Here is a 17,726-nt window from a genome sequence, read left to right as displayed (position 1 = left end):
ATAAGGCTAGGCCACGGGATTCGACCCAATCAGTGGTCAAAGTAGTCGTGGTAGTTCAACTTCGGATCTAATTGCTGCATCAGCCTCCCCTCGTTAATTGCAGGTTGTCCTCACGTCGTCCAGCCACGCTGTTGAATGTTAACAGGGACCGAGGCCTCTGCGACTTGTGAGGTGTTCACTGAAGCGGAACTAACGGTTCCTTGGGAACGGGAGCAAGGACGTGTGCCTAAGAATCGGGTTTCTTTAGACGCATCCGAAGATGCGGACTGGTGGAGGCTGTGCCGACTTACGACTAGCGCGTAGTAGCAGCCCAACGCTTCAATGGCGTTGGCCGCATTAATTTTCGAGACATTCGACTTGCGCACGCGCAACTTCTGCGCGAGCGCGATACCCAGCATCGCCAAAAACAGCTGTTTGGCGTACCACACGCCGCCCATGCCAGGGACAGCGCGCTCGTTGTACTCACGCACTGCGGCGCCAATATCAAGCATGCGGGTGCGTCTCTCGCCGTCCAATTGTTCAGGACCAGGAGTCCCCAGGTCATGCTCATAAAAGGCTTCCTTTGCGTTTGCAGCGAATCAGCATTCGAGCTGGCGCATCGCCAATGACGGTAGCAAAATGCCACAATCTCGTCCATGTCGCTTCGGAGGTATCTCCATGATCGACATTACAAGTCTCAACTAAAGCTTGTCTGCCCCATGCCGATATCGTGCAGTAGATCTCTCTCGCGGGCACTCACGCCTAAACGCACAAGGAAGTTGCGAATGTCTGTGGCCATTCTGATTTATCCACGCCTCATCTCTCTTCTTGTCCCCCGCTGTCCCGCCGCTGAACGACTGGCCACAACCCGGCTGACTTCGCGGTGAGTGCTACACACCGCTGCTTATATGATCCAGATATCGTGCGCGACACAATATGTCGTGGGCATGTTCGACATTTACTCGTCTTGTTTTACATCTGAACCAGCGAGAAATATTCCCATGCATGAGTCCTTCTATCCGTCGCAGAAACGCTCGAAGCAGCCCACCTTGTTCCTGGCCATCGACATGTGGGGGATTGAAGGTGAGTACGCAGACGGAAACTGGCATGTCCTGCTTCACAGGTTCGCTCTGGATTGGAGCAAGAAACATCCAGACCAGGCAACGGCGACGTTATGGTCAAGCGTTCAACCCTGCAGCCTTTTCGCCAATGGATCGTCTTGCTACGTCTCCGGCAGCTCCAGGTTGCCCGATGCGTTTTATCAGCAACTAGAGAGTTTTCTACGCTCAGAGTTCGGTAACTGCGCCCGTATTGGTGGAGAAATCCAGGTCAATCCAGATGAGTGGCGGGTGTACCTGCACTTTGAGAACGGCGCAGTCTGGGAGAAATACAACGGCTATGAATGGAGGGAGCTCAAGTTGTGAAGCGACTGGAGCCCCTCACCCACAACGATGCCCATAAACGTTTTTTATATACGCAAGGATTCGTACCGATCATGTTGAAAACTCAAAGCAATTACCTCAACTATCTGAAATCCATTTTGCCGCTCATTGTAGAAACCTCGATCCAGCCCGATGAGGTGACGCGGCTGCAGAACGATATCGAACATACCGAACTGCTCGTCCCCGTCATTGGTGCGTTCAGCGCTGGCAAGAGCAGCTTGCTGAACGCTTTCCTTGGCGAAAACGTCCTGGGTATTGGCCTGACGCCCGAAACCGAGTTAGCCACTGAGTTGCGCTACAGCAATGACCCGCATCTCCTGGCCATTCGCCTGGATGGCAGTAGTGAACGCCTGGGCGTCAGCGCTCTTGCCAGTATCAAGACTCGCGCCAACGAATTCACCCACCTTCAGTTGTACCTGGATAACCCGCGACTCAAAGCTTCGCCCTCTCTGGTGCTAGTTGACATGCCGGGGTTTGGCTCATCATTTGCCAACCACAACAAAGCGATTGCGTACTACCTGCCCCGTGGCGTGCACTTCATCGTGGTAACCAGCGTGGAAGATGGCAACATCACTCAGTCGATGTTGCGCCAACTGGATGATCTGCAGACTTACAGGCGTGATTTCACTTTCCTGCTGAACAAGGTCAACCTGCGCTCGGATGAGCAAGTGCAAGAAGTCGCGGAGTTGGTCGACGAGCAGATCCGGATCAACTTTGTCGATACGCGTCCCCTGGTCAAGGTGGGACTCGACGGTGATGTCCAATTGGGCGAAGTGCTTGCGCGTCTGCAACCCGAACAAATCGTTCGCCAGGTGTTTGAAGATCGGTTGAAAGACATGACTCATTCACTGCTTAGCCAGATCAACCTTGCACTCACTTCGCTGAAAAAGAACCAGGCCGAAAATCAACATGCCCTAAGCGAGCTGGCCAGCGGTATTCGTCAAATCGAGCGCAAGCGCGACGGCATTCTTGAAGACCTGCGCGACAACCAGCTAGACCGCGCAGTAGATAACTGCCTCAATGCGGTTGGCCGTGAACTTGATAACGCTCAGTCCGAACTGGTCAATGCCGGTGTAGCCGGTAACCAAGAAACTTTTTCGCGAATCGTTTCCGAAGTGGTTCGTAGCTCGATGACGCGCACCATCAAAGACCAGATGGACAACCTGAGTCGATCCGTCGTCGCCGATTTTGCACTGGCCGTGGGAGACTTGGGCAAGAGCATGGGCCAGTTCAACAATGATCCAAGCTGGCTGGGCCAGATCACCGACAGGATTAACCGCACGCTGCAAAAGACCGGAGAAGCTCTGGGGCAATGGAGTGGCTCCTTGGCCGACCGCAATACACGCGAACTCGAAAGACTGAAAAAAGAAAGCGGATGGAAAGAAGGAAACCCGCTCCCAAGAGTGAGCTATCAAGGCTTGGCTACCGTACTGGCAGTCACCACGTCCGTCGTCAATCCGCTCATCGAGTTGGCCATCATCTTCCTACCGCAAATTCTGGCGTACTTCAATGAAGGGCGTCAGCGCGAGCAACTGCGGCAAAAAGTGACAAATGAAATCATCCCTTCGGTGAAACGAGAGTTACGGGATCGGCTGCCTGCTTTGCTCGCTGAGCAGATGCAAGTGCTTGTGACGCAAGTCAGCGTGGAGTTCGAGCGCGAAATCGGTGAAAAGCAGAAGCTCATCGATGAGCTGGTCGCCACCCGCAATCATGATGCCGAAGCGGCCGATCATCAGATCGCGCTACTTACCCACGCCAGAGAACAACTGCAACAACTCGCCAAACAAGCCCTCTACGAGTCGCAGCAATGAACACACAACACGTCCTGGATCTAAACCAACGCCTCCATCAATGGATGGAAAAGTACAACCCAGAGCTGGAAAAAGACATCGCACAATGGCTGCGCAAGCACGCCATAGACAGCACCGAAAACCTGGACAAAGCCTTTAGCCAGTTGGTCGAAGAGAATCGCCTGCTGCAGATCGGCGTCGTGGGTCGAGTCAAAGCCGGCAAGTCCTCGTTGCTCAACGCCCTGATCTTCGATGGCCATGCGATTCTGCCCAGGGCTGCCACCCCGATGACCGCGGCGTTGACGACCCTGACCCATGGCGACACTTTCGGGGCCGAGGTTCAGTTCTACAGCGCGGCGGATCGGGAAAATATCGAGCAAAACGCCCTGCGTTACGAGCAACGATTTCGCGAAGAAAAATCTCGCGCCTACGAAACGCTAAGCCAGCGTCGTCAGCGCAGTGGCCGACACGTAGAAGACGAGCAGTTCCATGCCGACGTCGAGAAAACTGCCCGGCGAGCCCTGCAAGGGGAACATTCGCTGGCGGCTGCCCATGACCAGTGGCAGAGCATTCGCAACTCCAATGTGGATTTTAAATCCCTCGACAGTCTGGGCCGCCTGCAAGCAACGGATGCTCAGTCATTGGCCGACAAGTTGCTGGATTATGTCGGCGTCGGCGGCAACTATATGCCGTTGACCAAAAGCGTCGATATCTTCCTGCCGCTGGACTCGTTGCGTAATGTGCGCATCATTGACACCCCGGGGCTTAATGACCCTGTGCAGTCTCGCGAAGAGCGCACGACAGCCTTGCTCAAAAATTGCGATGTGGTCTTTATCGTCAGCCCTGCAGGCCAGTTTCTCAGTGAGCAGGACATCGAGATGATGAGCCGGATCACCCAGAAAGAGGGTGTCCAGGAACTGGTGTTGATCGCCAGTCAGGTCGACAACCAACTGTACGGCAGCGACACACGCCAACCCACGCTTCAGGGATCGCTGGACAAGATCACCCAGACGCTCAGCACGCACATGGTCGACACCCTGCAACGCTTGAAGGTCCAGCATCCGGAGTTCGGTGCGACTTTCGACAACCTGATTGACCGAGGCGCCGGCAAGGTCCTCCATACCTCGGGCATGTGCCACAGTCTTTCGGTACGTTTTGACCAACAGAACGATTGGGACAGTGGCGAGCAGAAGGCGTGGGAAAACCTTCGAGCAAACTACCCTGACTTCTTTACGCCAGAGCATGCCGAACGCTGCCGAGGCAATCTCGACCTGCTGGCCAACACCGAAGCGCTACGGGGGGTGCTGGACAGTGTGCGTGCGCAGAAGGACCGTATCATCGAAGAGCGGCGAGAAGAGTTGATCCGCGCCAAGTCCACGGCACTGGAAGCGTTCCGGGCCGATTTGTTGAACTTTACCCAGGCCAAATATCAGGAAGTCCGCAATGCCGATATTGAGGACCTGAAGGCTCAGCGACGCAAGTTGGACAGCTTGATGGTAGTGGGCACCTATGAGCTCGATAGCGTCTTGAACAAATGCGTCGAAGAGTTTCGCGAACAATTGGAAGTGGTCCTGTCCAAAAAGCTGGAGAAAGCCTATGGCTCCACGCAAACGGCAGTAGATGCGTCGGCGCATGAAAAAACAGAGAAAAAGGAGGAGGTGCGCGATAGTCTCGCCGCAAAAGCAGCGAACTGGTTGTGGGGTGGTGGTCTTGAAACCCGTTATTACACTGAATTCAAACTGTTCTGGGGCAAGGTATATACAGCACTTGAGGACTTCGCCGAAGGTCTGGGAGATACCCTTAAAGCCTCCAGTAAATCACTGACCGACGAGTTCCGCGAGAAACTCATCAGGGAGTCGACCACGGCGGCCAGACGTCATCTTGGCGACGACATGGACCCGGCACTTATTATCCGCACTAGCCAAGGTCTGGTGTCAGGTTTCGTGATTCCGGCGTTTGAGCTAAACAGCCATGAGTTGCGCAAGCTCAAACGCACCGGTACTCATCTGCTGGGCGACGAGGCACGTGAATTCCTCGATGAGGCCAAGCATCTTCTGGATAAACTCAAGGGACAGGCCAAACAACAGATCCGTCACTTGAAGAATGACGTTACTGAAAAGCTTCCATCCTCCTATGGCAATGCATTTTTCAAGGATATGCAGGCACGTATGGAACAGCTGGAAGAACAGGTCGGCAATGCGCTTCTAACCCTGGACCGCCTGCAACGCATGGCCAAGGAACTGGAGGCGGCATGAAGACTGAATTGTTTCCTCCGGCGCTGATGACCCAACTGGACAAACTCGGCCAGTTGTTCATCCGGCGTCGCAAGCTGCTGCGTGACGGTGTGGTCGAAACACTTCAGGCTGCGGATGACCAACACGATGCGTTGACCCGCGAATATCAGAGCACAGCGGCGCGTCTTGAGGCGCTGACTGCCGAACATGGACAACTGACCAAGCGCCAGGCCAGCACCGCCGCCGAGCTGACCGACACCCGGCAAGCCTTGCACGGGGTGCAGCAGTCGCTGGAGCAGGCCAATACTCAGCATATGCACGATCAGCAGACAGCGCGGCTGCGCTTCGACACCTTGTCGACGCGGCATGCCCAACTGGTGCAGGAACGTAACAGCATTGAGGACGCTCGCCAGGTCCTCGAACAAAACCTCGAGCAAGCGCGACTTGAATTGCAAGCCGGTGCCGAAGCGCTCAAGGCGGCGGATGAACGTCATGAGACGCTGATCCAAGAGCACCAGAACACCCTGGCGCGCCTTGAAACCCTGACAGCGGAACATGGACAACTGACCGAGTGCCAGGCCAACACCGCTGCCGAGTTGATCAGCACCCGGCAGACACTCGAAGGTGTGCAGCAGTCGCTGGAGGAGGCCATCGACCAGCATCAGCGCGACCAGGAGCAGGCGCGCGAACGCTTCGACAGTCTGTCGATGCAACATGCCCAACTGGAACAGGAACGCAATACCGTCGAGTCGCAACGCCAGGCTCTTGAGCAGACACTGGAACAGACTCGCCTGGAACTGCAAGCCAGCATCAAGGCGCACGAAACACTGCAACAGATCCATGAAGATGAGCTACAACAGCACGCTCAGTTGGCGAACGAATTTCAGGCGTTGAATCAACGCCACGGGGACACCTGGACGCGCTTCCAGCTCATCTCCCGGCTGCTCGCGGCTCGCCCTCGGGAAAGCGCTGGCCTGGCCCGTTTCAGAGAGTTGTTGGCGAACGATTACATGGTGTTCGCAGACAATGAATCGTCCCTGGCCGCCGAAGCCAAGGCCCTCACAATGTTGCAGTCGATCCAGCAGGAACTGGCCTTGCTCGTAGGCTTTCCAGACGTTCATGAGCGCACCATCGTCGGCATTGTCGGTGGCTTCAGCAGCGGCAAGTCCGAGTTCATCAACAGTTTCATCCGTGACCCCGAGGTGCGCCTGGCGGTCGGTATGCAGCCAGTCACCGCTATCCCCAGCTACGTGCTGGCGACTGATGAACGGATGATTCGCGGGTACTCCGCGAACGGCGGCCATATCAAACTGGATGTGGACTTCTACAAAAGCATCTCCCATGCCTTCATCAACTCGTTCAGTTTCGACTTGAAGAGCCTGATGCCGTTCATGTGCGTGGGTGTTCAGATGAACCCTGACTACTTCAGCAACATTTGCTTCATCGACACGCCCGGCTACAACCCACCGGCGACGGCGGCCGAACACAGTCAGGGTGACAAACGCACTGCCATCCAGTTTGCGCAGCAGTCCGACGCGATCATCTGGCTGATCGGCCTCGACTCCAACGGCACGGTGCCTGACTCAGACCTGGACTTTATCCAACAGATTGGCGTCGAGCAGCGGTCGGTCTATGTCGTTCTGACCAAGGCCGACCTCAAGTCCGAAGACGACATCGAGTACGTCATGGATGAGGTCCAGGACATCCTGCAATCCGAGGGAATTGCGGTTGTCGGGATCAGTGCGTACAGCTCCACCCTGCGCAACGAAGTGGCTTATCGAGACGTGCCACTTCTGGAGTATTTCTCCCGGATCAACCTACAAGGTGATGCGCGGCAACACCTCGATGGGCGACTGCGCGAAGTTTTCTCGATGTATGACGATGCCATTCAGGCAGATATCAGCGCGATGCGTGCACAAAAAACCGCCATCAACGGACTACGACTCGACAGCCTGGAAATCGGTGGCAAGAATGTTTATGAGCGAATGCTCGGCCCCATCGACAAACTCGACAGCAAACTGGATACAGCACCACTGGAGCGCTGGCTCAAGGAGTCACGACGTCTGTTCGAAGACTTCAGCGATGCCGTCCGGCTGACTGCGGAAGTGCCCGAAACAGAGGTATAGAGGCGGGTTTGGCGAAAGCCACTTCACCGTCCATCTTGATCACACAACCCTCGTCAAAACCAATGACCGTAGAGAGAAACCCATGTCAGACAACGCATTTGAAAAGGATTACTCAGACGACTCGTTCTGGGACAAAGTTAAAAACTATGCGAAGTCCGCTGGCGAGGCGGCACTAGAACCCGCACTGAAGATGTACTACGCCGCAACCGACTCAGACACGCCCACCTGGGCAAAAACCACCATTTATGGTGCGCTCGGCTATTTCATCTCTCCGATCGACGTCATCCCCGACATCACGCCAATCGTGGGCTACACCGACGACATCGGCGTGTTGTGCGCAGCGTTGGCAGCGACCGCTACTCATATCAAGGCAGAACACGTGACCAAGGCGAAGGAAACACTGAAGCAGTGGTTTTCCTGATCTGACCGGGAAGCCTTACTACAGGTCCCGCTTGGGGTAAGGCTTCAGCATAAACAGGTGCAACCGTCAGCGTCATGGCATGGCCACAAACCATGACACACCCCATTCCATCTCTCCTGAAGAGTCAATCTCATGGATTACCAAACCCTCAAGGCGCGTCACCGACTTGAACGCGACAACCATCACGTCAACCTGACATTGCGTGTGCATCGGTCCTTGAGCTGGTTGCAACGCGCCGAACAAGCTGATGATCCCGACGGTCGTTTCGTTTTCCTGTGGATTGCCTTCAACGCCGCCTACGCAACTGACATCGACGAGAACTATCGGTTATCCGAACAGGAAACCTTCCGTGCCTTTCTGCGCAAGCTTTGCGATCTAGATCGCGAGCGGCAGATAGAGACGCTGGTATGGTCCGAGTTTTCCGGAAGCATCCGTGTGCTGCTGGATAACCCATACGTTTTTCAGAGCTTCTGGGACCACCAGAATGGCAAGATCACCGAGCAACAATGGAGCGAACGTTTCGCCGACGGCCGACGCAGAGCACAGTCCGCTCTGGCACAACGCGATACTGCCGATGTACTCGCGGTGCTGTTCAATCGCATCTACACCTTGCGCAATCAGATCATGCACGGCGGTGCGACCTGGGATAGCAGTATCAACCGACCACAATTGCGCGATTGCGGGAAGCTGCTTGGCAAGTTGGTGCCTTTGATCATTCATCTGATGCTGGAAAATCCTGACACACTCTGGGGAGACGCGTGCTATCCGGTCGTGCAGTCTTGAGTGTCCGGGCAGTCAATTCCCGTCCCTGGCGGCAGCACCATTACCACGACACATTCTGACCAGGCCTTACCCCATTCTGCCTCCTCCACAGCATCAGGAGATTCAGCATGGGTTCCCGACTCACCCCCTTCACCAAAGACAGTCGTCGTGCTGCCGACACTTGCGCACTCTCGCTGAAGTGGAGCTTCCAATTGCTGCTGGATCTGGGGGGGCATCGAAATTTAATCAGTCGACACGGGTTCAATGATGACGACCTGGCCCGTGAGCTTGGCATGGGCAAATGGGTGGACCGGGACGAGTACAGCCCACCCCTTGCGTTGTTGGGCTTGCGTCGAGCCGCGCGCGTCTTCGGGGCGCGTCATCCGGAGACACCCTACCCGGATCGCCTGGGGAGCAATCTTGAAGCATTGGGATCTTTACTAGGGTTGGGAGAAGCAGAGTTGCGGGTACTCGGCTTCTGCGTGCTGATGCACATCGATCCGGTACTGAGTGATGCTACCGATCAGTTGGGCATGGTGGGGTTCAACCGCTCCATGAAGGTTTTATCGGTACTGCTGGGCCTACCACTTCAGGAGGTCGAAGCGAGCCTGGCGAACAACAGCCCACTGATTCGGGCGGGCTTGCTGGAGGTGGGAGGTAATTCCCGGGCCTCGACGGCATTGAGTTCGATGTTATCGGTGAGTAATCAGGAGCTTCCCGGCCTGCTGCGATTCAGCAAAGGCACATCGCTGGATTTGTTTGCTTATGCCTTCCGCCTGAGTCCGCCAGGCAGCCTGAGCCTGGAGCACTACCGACACATCAAACAGCCACTGAACATCTCTGAACGCTACCTGGCCAAAGCCTTGGCGCAGGGCCGTCAAGGCGTGAAAATTCTGCTTTATGGTCCGCCAGGTACCGGCAAGACTCAGCTCAGTCGACTGCTCGCCAAGAGCCTGAACAGCGCGCTTTATGAAGTGGCCTGCACGGACAGCGATGGTGATCCCGTGCAGGCCAAACAGCGTCTGTGCTCGCTGCGTGCGGCCAATAGCGTGCTGCGCTCGCAACGGGCCCTGCTCGTACTGGATGAGATAGAAGACATCTTTCAAACCGCCAGCACTGACGCTCATGGCCGCTCGCAGAAGGGCTGGATCAATCGCATGCTGGAAGAGAATGCACTGCCGTGTTTCTGGTTGAGCAACAGTATTGAAGCTATCGACGCTGCACATATACGTCGCTTCGATCTGGTGATCGAGGTCCCCAACCCGCCCTTGGCACAACGCAAGCAGATACTGCGTGAGTGTGGCGGGGGCAAGTTGAGCGATCAGTTGATCGAGCATCTCAGTGCCCATGAGCAAGTGACACCGGCGGTGCTGGAACGAGCCGTGCGAGTAGGCCGCAGCGCAGGAAACCGTGCCGGCAAGACGCTGGACACAACGATCCGTTGCATCGTCGACGGTACGTTGAAAGCACAGGGCCTCGACAAACTGCAACAGAACGGCGGTAGCGGCTTACCCACCTTCTACTCTCCACAATGGATCAACGCCGACCACGCGCTTGACGGTCTGGTTGACGGACTGCGTACTCACCCCCAGGCACGCCTGTGCTTCTACGGTCCGCCGGGTACCGGTAAAACGGCGTTTGGCCAATGGCTCGCGCAAGAGCTGGGCAAGCCGTTGATGACCAAGCGCGTCTCCGACCTGGTTTCACCCTATGTCGGAATGACGGAGCAGAATCTGGCGGGCGCCTTCGAGCGCGCGCAACAGGAAGACGCCGTGCTGCTGCTCGATGAGGTAGACAGTTTTTTGCAGGACCGGCGCAAGGCGCGGCAGAGTTGGGAGGTGACGGCGGTCAATGAAATGCTCACGCAAATGGAGAGCTACCAAGGGTTGTTCATTGCCTCGACCAACCTGATTCGCGACCTGGACGAAGCCTCCTTGCGGCGCTTCGATCTGAAGGTTCATTTCGGCTACCTGGTCACCGCCCAGGCCCAGGCGTTGTTTGCCGCACACTTGAAAACGCTGGCCTTAAAAGACCCGCACCACAGCGCAGCCAATCGCTTGCGAGGTGAGGCGCATCTCACCCCAGGTGACTTTGCGGCAGTGGCACGCCGAGGGCGTTTCAAGCCATTCACCAGTGCCGATGAGCTGGCGGGGGCGTTGCTCGCCGAGTGCCGACTCAAATCCGCCGGGCAGCAGCGCCCAATCGGCTTCATACATTAACCAGACTAAAGGTTGCCGGGTTATCGACGATAGGCAGACAACCCGGCAAATTTGCTAGCCACAGGCCAGCTTACTACAAGGATAAATTCTCTTGCCTTCAGCCAAGACCCATACCGCGTTGAGTCGTCAATGGGAGCTGCTGCAACAGCTGCCCAAACGCGCCCCTGGTATCACAGTGAGTGAATTGCTGACCCGCCTGACGGCCGCAGGCTACTCCATCAGCCGCCGCAGTATCGAGCGCGACCTGCGTGATCTGTCCCTGGTGTTTCCATTGCAGTGCAACGATGGTGGAACGCCCTTCGGTTGGTATTGGAAACCGGGCGTGAGCGTCGAGTTGCAGGGCATCACCTTAACTGAAGCTGTCAGCCTGGCGCTGGTCGAAGACGCCGTGCGTCCGCTACTTCCGGGCAGCATGTTGAGCGTGCTGGAACCGCGCTTCGAGCATGCCCGGCAAAAACTCAAAGGCCTCGAAGTCGGCAACCCCGCCGCTCGCTGGCCCGACAAAGTTGCGAGCGTTCGGCCGGATTTCAATCTTCGAGCTCCGGAAATCCAGGCAGAAACGCTGGAGGCACTGCAGCACGCCCTAATCAGCGAGCAGCAAGTTCATTGTCAGTATTACTCGGCACACACCGACAAACTCAGTGAACTGACTCTCAACCCCCTGGCGATTGTGCAGCGTGGGCTGATCACCTATCTCATCGCCACCGCTGCGCCCTATACCGATGTCCGTCAGTTCGCGGTGCATCGCTTTCGCGCGGTAACGGTACTCGAAACTCCGTGCCAAGGGCTGGAGACGTTCGAACTGCAAACCTACCTGGCCACCGACGCCTTGCAGTTTGGCAAACCGGAGAAGATCCGGCTCAAGGCCTGGGTGAGCGAACACCAGGCAAGGATGATTCGTGAAACGCCCTTGAGCACGGACATGGTGCTGGAGGCGCTGTCGGATGGTTTTCAGGTGCAGGCGACCGTCAACAATACCTGGCAGCTGCACTGGTGGATTTTGTCTTTGGGTGATTCGTTGGTCGTGCGGGAACCGCCGGAGTTGCGCCAGCAAATGGGAGACACATTGCGGAGGGCGGCTGCAGCGTATGAACATGAGGAAGGCAAGGCGAGCCTGGTGTAACTCGCCAGGAGGGCTCCAGACTGGCGGATCAATGTACTTTGCGGGTTCTAGCGAAACGGTCGCGCCAGCCTGGCCTTGAAAATTTCCAGCCGAGAAGCCGGCCGTACATCCAATGCAGTGTGTCGGCATGAGGGGCAAATGGAAAACCAATCGATCCCCTCACGCAGCGCATCGCTGGGCGGCACCATTGTTTTTTTCCAGTGGCATTCGGGACAGGTGAATGTGAAGGGATGGGGCGGCCAAGGCATGGAGATAACCCGTCAGTCGTAGAAAAATGAAATCGACGACGCTGCACGGCGTCAGGCCGAATCACCGGCGCGTTTGTCCAGTTCCTGTTTCATCTCGTAGTATTCACGGAAGAACTCGTAGCCTTTTTTTACCACGACGATGACGCCAATAATTGCGAACAGATTTTTCATGCTGCTGTGCCTTATGGTTGCCTGACTCAAGCGGTTCGGTGTAAACCATTTGTCCTGTTGATGAGGCGAGCATGAGGGCGAAGCGCGACAAGACGTGTCGTGATCGGATGACTCATCGGCGCTTTGCTGAGGACTGCACCCTGCGCGCACTACTCCAGCAAGAGCCCATTCACCAATCGATAAGCCTCAGGCAACGCCAACTTTCCGCCTTCCACCGCCTCGATCAGCCGTAGCGCCTTATCGGCACTGATGACACCTTTCTCGATCACCTCACGAAGTGACGAAATAAAACCGGACTTGTCCAACAGCGTGACCGCCCCCATGCGCTCCTTGGCCTCCATCCCGGCCAACCGCTCCTGGTAGACCAACAACAATTCCTGCTTGCGCCCCTCTGACATCGCACCGCCGCGAATCCAGCGCGAGACGCCGTAGGCCAGAACACCACCGGCTGCCGCAGCGTCTAGTGCCCAGCCAAGTGGCGTCGCCGCCACGGCAGTGACACCGACCCAACCGGCGGCGGCGGTGAGGACCGGAATACTGGTCGCACCCGCGATACTCGCCACCGTGCCAGCTGCGGCGGCACCGAGGCCGATACCGAGCGTGCTGATGCCAACCTCCCCCAGGATGCGCACACGGACGTGGGGTGCACGCTCAAGCTCATCAATGACCTTGAGCAGCTGCTTTTTGCTGATCTTCGATGGCCGACTCATGATGTTTTCGCCGAAGAAAATTCAGCCATGATGATCTGGAGCGTCTCAATGAACAGATCAAAGTACGTCCGGGCCATTTCGATCAGGTTCTGCGGAAGCTCCTCCAGGCTCACCCCTCGGCCGTTCCCGTCCGGATGCTTATCGCGTTGATGACCGGTGGCCGCGATCGTCACGCCAACCAGTGTCCCCAATGGCGCCAATATCGAACCGAGCAACGGAATCCCAGCGACCAGCGAAGCGATAGCAGCACCCAACACGGTGCCAATGGCCAGATTCTTATGCGCCGTAATGAAGTCGCGCAACTTCATTACGATCAGCTTGCCGATGGAAACAACCTTGTTACCGATGCGCTGAGTCACGTTGAGCAGCTCTTTGACTCGTACAGCGATTTCGGGCGACAGACCGCATTCGCGCAACCAGATAAAAAGATCGCTGCTGGCCATGGAATCACTTTCGGCTTGCATGAGTGCAAGCTCCAGCTCGGCTTGGGCCTTTGCGATTATTGTTGTCATTGCGCTTCCTTTTTGAGCGTTACGTAAGTTTCAGTTCAGTGGCTGAGGAGTTGCAGCCATAAAAAGCTCCGCTGATTCTGAATCTGTGCAGCCCCTTGCAAAGTGTTTTAACACCGTTTGCAATCCGTTGTGTTCAACGCTCAGCACCGCGACGCCAACACCATTGGCTTTCTGGTACGTCGTCGTCTCCAACAATGGCGCACCTCCTGAGCGAGGCACCAGTAATATCGATAAATCCGGCTTGCAGCCCTTCCAGCGCAAGCAGTCCCGGTACAAATGCGCCGACACCATGCCCTCCAGTACCCACTTGCGCTCAACTCGGTACTTGGCGTCCATCACAATGAACGAGCTCCCCGCCGGGCTTTCCACCGTAACGACAATGTCGGGACGGCGCTCTCCAGAAATGCTGGAAAAACCGTGACTTGTTTTTTGGTCGAACGCCGGGCAGCACACCTGTAGCCAGACATCGACCTGAGTCTCAGCCCCCCTCCCTTCACAACGTACGACGTCCACGCGGGAACCGGGCCAACAATCACGCCACTGCAGGTCGGGATAGATCGACTTCATCATGGCCACCATCTGGAGGTAGCACCAACGCTCGTATATCTCCCATGTCGGGCTGATCCATAAGCGCTCTCCCTCGCTACTGCCGTCAATACCAGGGCGCAGCACGTACCATCCATGACGATAGGCCCGAGCGTAAGCAGGATGAGCGGAAACCGCGTTGAGCCCGGCAGCGGAAATTCGAGGCTGGCGCAGAGAGCAGAACGGCTCCCTGCGTTGAATTCTACGAAGGTCACTGTGCAGGCCTTCGAGGAAATCAATCCGCCGTCCAAGCCGAGGAGTCAACGCGGAGCGAGCCCCCGTATCGCCCTCCCCATCAATGATCTTTTGCAAGGCGGCAATGACGTATCGGCTGCGTCGCAGGGTTTCGCCAAGGACAACAGCCAACGCCTGATTGGCCGGATTATCCAGGTCCTCGAACACAGTGGGCACATCAAAGTGCAACACCTCATCGCTGGTATTGGCCAGTTCGAGGTTATAGAGCAACGCCGTCGCCGCAGGGTCTTGCAAGGCGCGTCGCAGGGTCTGGCGATCAATACGACGCAATTGATGCGCTGGCCGTAATGTTCGCTCTCGGTGCAGCCGTGTCAGCGGCTTGCGCAAGACTTCGGTAAACGCTGACAACAACGCCGGGCCATAACGTTTCAGTCGGGCATATTGCAGGTGCGGGTTGCTGGTCAGACCTTCCCGACCCACCTCCAACCGGGCGTACTCGTTGCCCATCAGCAAACGTATATCGAAGGCAAGGAGCTCGTCGAACATCGCGGCAAACGAAGTCTCGCCGAGCTTGTTTTGATCCGGAGCCACATCAAAGTGGTAGGTCGCTAAAACCTTGCCGTCAGTATCAATCAACTCAGCGACGACTTTGCCCGCATAAAAACCCGGCTCCCATCGCCATGCATCAAATTCCTCATGGCGCGAGCTTTCCAACGGTTCATCATCAACAAAAAAGCGGGACTCGGGGACAATCTCGAAATAATAAGTGCCGCGCTCCATGAAGCCCGAAGCCAAGGCTTCGGGGCTGACGGTAAACATGCTGCCTTGTTTGTCAACGCATCGGATAATCGCCATGTTTCAGCGCCAGAACCGGGCGGAACCCAAAGAACGCAAATCATCCAGCAACTCGCCGACTTTGGTTGCCGAATCCTCCAGCTTCATATCCCGCAACAAGTTACGGCAGTCTGCGAAGGCAGCCTGAACCCGAGGTGTGTCTTCACCGCGCAGTTTGGGCAGGACTTTGGCGTAGATGGCTTGATCCAGTGCCGCATCAAAATCAATCACACCGCCGCGTCCGGCCTGCTCGATGTAACCAATGACATCGTGGATGGTGCGCCAGCCGAAATGCAGGCGTGCCGGGCGCAAGGCCTTGACCAGCCCCTTGAGAGTGTCACGGACTTTGGTAATTTTCGCCTCAGGCAAAGCACTGGTTTTCCAGCCGGGGAACGCTTCAACGTCGATCTCCCAGAACTCAATCACTGCCGCCCGGTCGAGCACCTTGTCGCTCAGGCCGTGTGTCGTTTCATCCATATTCACGGTACCAATGATCACCAGGTTAGTCGGGTACGTGATGGTCGCCGGCACGCCGCTGATGTCATTATCCTGAGCATGGAGCTCAATGTGGCCACCTGTCTCCATGGCAGAAAGCAGCGGCGCCAAATATTGCTCCGGGTGCGACAGGTTCATTTCGTCCAGCACAACCGTGTATGGACGCTCGGAGTCGGCACTGGCTCTCAGCAGGAAATCGACGAATGCCGTGCGTACATAGCTCTCGCTATTCAATGGATTGACGTAACCCAGCAGGCAAGAGGGATCATGCCAGCCAGGCTGGACAGGGACTGTAAGCAGTCCCTCTGATGGCTGGCTTTGCCCCTCGTGCAACGCCAGGGCATAACCCCGAGCCAGTACCGTTTTACCGGCGCCACTGAGCCCGGTAAGGACAGCAAAATGGCGGCGCGGATGACTCCAGAGTCCTGCATCAAGACGAGCCACCAGGCTGATCGGAAAGGCGATATCTTCGGGAAAACTACGCAGGATGGTTTCCAGCGAAGGGCGCTCGAACGGCACACCCTCGCCACTGGATGGCACCACGCTGGTTGAAACAGCCCGCGGGTCTGGAGTAAGTGATTGGGGCTCCCAGTGGATTTGCGCTGCCCAGGCCTCACCGAGCTCGGTCAGGTGCTGCAGTTTGTCTGCACGGGTTTCGACCAATTGCAGGGCACGCAGCCAAAAGGTCAGACTGGTCAATGCCCGATCGCTGGTCCACCCGGTGTTTACCTTTCTCAACGCTTCATTCAACGCACTGACGGACATTGGACCGCTGTGCAATGCATAGAGCATGTGATCAAACCCAAGAACGCGGGTCAGCAGCCAGTCCGATACTTCATCAGGCTCGCCAGTCTCCAGCAGTCCCTCACCTCGCGGCGTCAGATGGATCTCGTCGCCTTGAGCGCGCAGAACACCCCATTCGGCAATGAGTGAATTGAGTTGTGTTCGGATGCTCGAAGTCGCGTGACTTGGGTTGATCGACCGCATGTGCTCCACCAAATCTTCTCGCTTGCATCCCTCTTTGGCGAACTCAATAATCGCCCTGATGGTAGCGATACCACCACCGATGGCGAGCATGCCGCGACGTCGGCGCTCAGCAGGTAAAGGATTCAAGCGCTCCTGACCTGTAGCGGGGTCTGCGATTTCCGTGGCCTCGGCTTCCTGCTCCCTTACGAATTTCATGTAGAGCAGCCAAGGCAGAGTCATGCGCTCCAGCGTCGGTATCGATAGTCCTTTTTCTCGCTCACCCAAAACATCGTCCAGGCGCTCAAGCACACTCCGATGCAGAGAAAGCTCACGCTCCGTGCCTCCTACACCTATCAACGAAGCCAAAGTACGCAACTTCGGGTAGTGAGCGAGTGTGGTCAGTTCAGTTGGGCACAACGCTGCAAAAAGACGATACTTTTTAAGCCTCGGATTGCGTCGCACAAGGGGAGGAGCAGCTAGTTGGTTCAACTCGCGCCAGCCTTCCTTGAGCACCTGATCATGAAGGTGAACATCACCAGTTTTGAGCGATGCCCGAATACTCCAAAGGCATTTGGCGACTCCAGGATCGGCGATCACCTCTGACACATTGACCGTGCCCATACCCGTTTTTGTAATGACCTCACTTTCCCACAGCAGCTCTTGAAACGCTGTACTACAAAACTCCTCCTGATCAGCGTCTTGTACTTTACGAAGGAACTCCGACAGCTTTTTCAGCCAGCTCTGATACCAAGGCAGCTCACGATTGTGAGCCAATACCGCCTCACAGGCTGCCTTCAGATTTGCGTTATCCTTCAGATCTACCGCCACCAGTCATGCCCCTTATTGTCTTGTTGGGCGACCGGGCCCAATACCGTATCTGCCAAATATTTGCATGCGGAGTTACACCACCTCCT

13 protein-coding genes are annotated in these 17,726 nt (G+C 56.4%); 8 read left to right on the top strand and 5 right to left on the bottom strand.

The genetic code is table 11. The annotated features are described in order from the left end of the window. Window positions 1-110: 110 nt before the first annotated feature. Window positions 111-491 (bottom strand): hypothetical protein, encoded by a 381-nt coding sequence (locus tag D6877_RS10890; RefSeq protein WP_130910762.1) that lies wholly within the window; start codon window positions 489-491, stop codon window positions 111-113. 489 nt (window positions 492-980) lie between these two features. Between D6877_RS10890 and D6877_RS10885 the strand changes: the two genes are divergently transcribed. From D6877_RS10885 to D6877_RS10850, 8 genes are all read left to right on the top strand, one after another. Then, the gene (locus tag D6877_RS10885) at window positions 981-1,403 is read left to right on the top strand and encodes a hypothetical protein (protein WP_058410007.1); all 423 of its coding nucleotides are present in this window, start codon (window positions 981-983) and stop codon (window positions 1,401-1,403) included. Then, window positions 1,400-3,232 (top strand): dynamin family protein, encoded by a 1,833-nt coding sequence (locus D6877_RS10880; protein WP_178083668.1) that lies wholly within the window; start codon window positions 1,400-1,402, stop codon window positions 3,230-3,232. The genes D6877_RS10885 and D6877_RS10880 overlap by 4 nt, the downstream gene beginning before the upstream one ends. Continuing rightward, window positions 3,229-5,466 carry a dynamin family protein gene (locus D6877_RS10875; protein ID WP_130910760.1) on the top strand — a complete coding sequence of 746 codons (2,238 nt, stop codon included), beginning with the start codon at window positions 3,229-3,231 and terminating at the stop codon, window positions 5,464-5,466. The genes D6877_RS10880 and D6877_RS10875 overlap by 4 nt, the downstream gene beginning before the upstream one ends. Further along, window positions 5,463-7,571: a dynamin family protein gene (locus D6877_RS10870; RefSeq protein ID WP_130910759.1), complete on the top strand. Its 2,109-nt coding sequence runs from the start codon at window positions 5,463-5,465 to the stop codon at window positions 7,569-7,571. Before D6877_RS10875 ends, D6877_RS10870 begins: the two co-directional genes overlap by 4 nt. A gap of 82 nt (window positions 7,572-7,653) precedes the next feature. Next, a complete protein-coding gene (locus D6877_RS10865; protein WP_130910758.1) occupies window positions 7,654-7,992 on the top strand; it encodes a YkvA family protein in 339 nt (112 codons plus the stop codon). 132 nt (window positions 7,993-8,124) lie between these two features. Then, window positions 8,125-8,775 (top strand): HEPN domain-containing protein, encoded by a 651-nt coding sequence (locus tag D6877_RS10860; protein WP_130910757.1) that lies wholly within the window; start codon window positions 8,125-8,127, stop codon window positions 8,773-8,775. Between the two features lie 107 nt (window positions 8,776-8,882). Then, on the top strand, window positions 8,883-10,973 hold the full coding sequence (locus tag D6877_RS10855) for an ATP-binding protein (protein ID WP_130910756.1): 2,091 nt from the start codon (window positions 8,883-8,885) through the stop codon (window positions 10,971-10,973). A gap of 91 nt (window positions 10,974-11,064) precedes the next feature. Then, window positions 11,065-12,096: a WYL domain-containing protein gene (locus tag D6877_RS10850; RefSeq protein ID WP_130910755.1), complete on the top strand. Its 1,032-nt coding sequence runs from the start codon at window positions 11,065-11,067 to the stop codon at window positions 12,094-12,096. Between the two features lie 568 nt (window positions 12,097-12,664). Here the strand turns inward: D6877_RS10850 and D6877_RS10840 are convergent. Genes D6877_RS10840 through D6877_RS10825 form a run of 4 tightly spaced genes read right to left on the bottom strand, consistent with a single transcriptional unit; the run spans window position 12,665 to window position 17,640 of the window. Beyond that, the gene (locus tag D6877_RS10840; protein WP_130910753.1) at window positions 12,665-13,225 is read right to left on the bottom strand and encodes a hypothetical protein; all 561 of its coding nucleotides are present in this window, start codon (window positions 13,223-13,225) and stop codon (window positions 12,665-12,667) included. After that, a complete protein-coding gene (locus D6877_RS10835) occupies window positions 13,222-13,737 on the bottom strand; it encodes a hypothetical protein (protein WP_241662882.1) in 516 nt (171 codons plus the stop codon). The genes D6877_RS10840 and D6877_RS10835 overlap by 4 nt, the downstream gene beginning before the upstream one ends. Before the next feature lie 30 nt (window positions 13,738-13,767). Continuing rightward, window positions 13,768-15,372 carry a nuclease domain-containing protein gene (locus D6877_RS10830; protein WP_130910752.1) on the bottom strand — a complete coding sequence of 535 codons (1,605 nt, stop codon included), beginning with the start codon at window positions 15,370-15,372 and terminating at the stop codon, window positions 13,768-13,770. 3 nt (window positions 15,373-15,375) lie between these two features. Further along, window positions 15,376-17,640 (bottom strand): restriction endonuclease, encoded by a 2,265-nt coding sequence (locus tag D6877_RS10825; RefSeq protein ID WP_130910751.1) that lies wholly within the window; start codon window positions 17,638-17,640, stop codon window positions 15,376-15,378. Window positions 17,641-17,726 lie beyond the last annotated feature (86 nt).

It is taken from the genome of Pseudomonas sp. Sample_9 (genome assembly GCF_004307535.1).
Classification (GTDB): domain Bacteria; phylum Pseudomonadota; class Gammaproteobacteria; order Pseudomonadales; family Pseudomonadaceae; genus Aquipseudomonas; species Aquipseudomonas mercuritolerans.
Note: the sequence above shows the minus strand (reverse complement) of the source record. Positions and strands in the feature narration are given on the sequence as shown.